Source organism: Acetobacter sp. DsW_063 (assembly GCF_002153745.1).
Classification (GTDB): Bacteria; Pseudomonadota; Alphaproteobacteria; order Acetobacterales; family Acetobacteraceae; genus Acetobacter.
Map to the genome: position 1 here is coordinate 1 of NZ_JOPL01000074.1, position 2,975 is coordinate 2,975.

The following is a 2,975-nucleotide window of genomic DNA, read 5'->3' on the forward strand; positions in this document are numbered from 1 at the left end:
GCCATACAGATCAATCTCGTCGCTGCGATGCGCATTGCGGCATAATTCGCGGGAAATCGTGCTGTGGTGGCGGCACAGACGCCGCGCAATCTCACGAACCCCGACTTTCTGATCCTTCAGAAGGGCGATCATCCGCCGATCCGATAGCGTCAGGCAGCTATACTCTCGTGCCAATCTCCGGACCCCTTATCTAAAAGCACCGGAGATTATCCCCAATGGTGCACTTCAGATTAGAATCCACCGGGTGAGGCGCCCTGACGATGCGATAAACAAATAAAATTTTGAGCATAGATTGGTATTCACATAGAGGTGCAATCCTGATGACTGAACGGTCATCAGCCACATGTCCTGGCTTCAGTGTGGAGCAATTTTATAAACCTCCGTGGAGCGCCGGGCAGGAAATGTTCGCCGCTCCGCCTGCTGCGCACATGGCCAAAAGCGTTCAGGAGCGCGTAAAGCATTCTGGTATTCGCGCCAGGGCCAGAAGCCCTTCGATGTCTATATGCGCAGCAACATGCGCGGCTAGCGAATCAAGAGATTGTTCTAATGCTGTATCAAGGCTTTTCTTATCTATCGAGCGCGTCCCTGCGCGCTTGCGGTGGGGACCAAGAAGTCCAAGGACAGCGTCTCGGGCCTCTTCGTCGTCGAACAGGCCATGCATGCAGACGCCCATAACGTTGCCGGAGGCGGAGGTGGCTCCCTCTCCGGGTTTTGACGGGGCGCTGACGACTCGTGCGAATGGCCGCGTACAGTCCGGTCCGGCAGTGAGGCCGATGTGATTTTGGCTCGCGTCGAATTCGATGTTTTTAGATGGAAAGGCGAAACGGGCCGGTTCGCGATTTTTGCGCCGGTGCACGATCGTCGCAACGTCCAGCAGGCCAAGTCCCGTAACCGTTACCGGCGGTCCGTCGACGCCATAGGGGTCAGCGATGCTATGGCCCAGCATCTGATAACCCTCGTTTAGGCCGAGAACGCGGCCGCCGCGCCGCACATGCCCGATTAAGTCAATGCTCCAGCCTTCGGAGCGTAACGCAGTAAGGCCGGTGATGACGGAGGTCGAGCCGGGGAGAATAATCACATCGCAAAGGGGAAGCGGACGTCCTGGCGAAATGAATGTCAGGCGTAGACTCGGGGCGTCCAGTAACGGATCGAAATCCTCTTTCAGCCTGTCCGTCGCAGGCGGCAGCGGAACGACGATGTGTAGGTCGCCTCCATCGCTACGGCAGATTTCGTCTTGCAACAGGGGGGAAGTGAATAATTGAATCGCCTCGTAAACAGATTTGTTCGATGAAGGGCAAATCAGGGGGGCCACACCCAGAGAGCCCCAGCCTGTGAACGCGCAGATCGCGTCCATTGAAGGCGTAAATTTTTTCGAATTACGTAACACGCTGTTAACGATGACGCCTTTGACCCGCGCCTCATCATGCCGAGACATAATCGTGTGCGTTCCGATGAGGCTCGCGATAGCGCTTCCGCTCCCACGCGAAGCTTCGGTCACCATGACCACATCCACACCTGCGGCTTGCGCGAAACCCATATTGGCGATGTCCCGATCCCGCTGGGCCACGTCGCCGACGGCCCCTCCGCCGTCGACAAGCACGATGTCAGCGTCCTCAGCGACAGCGCGAAAACTGCGGAGAATTGTCGGCATAAGATCGGCCTGGTCGGTCTGGCGGTCGTCTTCGTTCAAAACCTCGCTCCGACGCCCATGTATCAGGATATCCGTATGCGACCGTGTGGTGTCATGCGATTTTTCGTGGTGTTGAAAAATCACGGGGCTCATATCCGCAACTGGCGCGACGCCACAGGCGATTGCTTGCATAAACTGGGCGCGCGCAACTGTCCTGTTGCCGGGAATCAACATTGGATCGGTGCAAGTCGCTTGCGCCGCGAACGGTCGTACACGCAAGCCCCTGCGGGTTAAGACACGTGCAATGCCCGCCAGGAGTGTCGATTTTCCGACGCCGCAGCCAGTTCCCTGCAGCATAAGCGCTAAAGCAACCAGACAGGCGTCCCTTTCGGTTCAAGGTAGCACACGCGCGAGCGGCGCCGAGAAGGCTGATCACGCTGAGTTCAGTATATTTACTTTTTTTTATAATTCCATTTTTTTGTATATTCACGTTGAGCGGAATCTACGAAACCGGTGCGGTTCGGATAGTCCCACGGGGACAGGGGTTACTCACGTCTGTTGATTGACGCGCAGGCAGATGCGTTATGCCACGGACAGACAATATGTGGGTATAGAAGGGCCAAGGCTAAAAATTCTGATAGAACCCTGGGGCGGCGACGGATCAAAGAGCTTTGGTTCCCGACCCACCGCCAAAGCGGTCAATACCCGCAACGGCCCCCCATGTGAGATAACGCAAATTGGGTCTGTGGCTGATGAGACGTCGTTCCAGAAGTCGTTGACGCGCTGAAGCAGGCTGACTCCGGTTTCACCATTGGGAGGTGAAAAAGTTACGGAGTCGCGGTTCCAGAGTTCCAATGCCGCATGTTCTACGTCGTCCCAACTCCTGGCCTCCCAATCGCCGAAATCGTATTCGGATAGTCTTACGTCGATATGTGGGGGGTGTTTATGATTCGACGTAATCCGACGAGCCACGGTCGAGCATCTCGTCGCTGGTGAGGAGTAAACATTCAGGCATGACGTCGCGTGCATCACTGTGGACAGACCGTCCGCAAAGGACTCCCAGCCGGGCAGAAGTTCAACATCCGTTCGCCCGTAACAGATGCCCGGTCGGATGTTTACATGCGGATGCCGAGCGAGAATTATCGGAGGCATCTCGTTCTTCTTTGTGTCTGTAAATACTTATACGGAATTCTGAGCGAACGGTTCTTCGTCATAAGTGGGTTCTCCGCGAAGGAATGATCCTTTTGATTACCAATGGGCTGGGCATGCAGGCTATATAGAAGGTTGCGGAGATCAAGTGGAGGGTTTGAAAAGCCCCTTGGCTCTGACCTGTTCTGTGTGATTC

General features: G+C 55.7%; 3 protein-coding genes. All 3 read right to left on the reverse strand.

The genetic code is table 11. The features are described from left to right. A partial coding sequence (locus HK28_RS10235; protein ID WP_369823643.1) for a helix-turn-helix domain-containing protein occupies window positions 1-174 on the reverse strand: 174 nt, incomplete at its 3' end. A gap of 268 nt (window positions 175-442) precedes the next feature. Next, complete coding sequence (locus tag HK28_RS10240; RefSeq protein ID WP_086644483.1) at window positions 443-1,987, reverse strand: cobyric acid synthase; 1,545 nt, start codon at window positions 1,985-1,987, stop codon at window positions 443-445. A gap of 225 nt (window positions 1,988-2,212) precedes the next feature. Then, the gene (locus HK28_RS14515) at window positions 2,213-2,782 is read right to left on the reverse strand and encodes a histidine phosphatase family protein (RefSeq protein ID WP_086644484.1); all 570 of its coding nucleotides are present in this window, start codon (window positions 2,780-2,782) and stop codon (window positions 2,213-2,215) included. Window positions 2,783-2,975 lie beyond the last annotated feature (193 nt).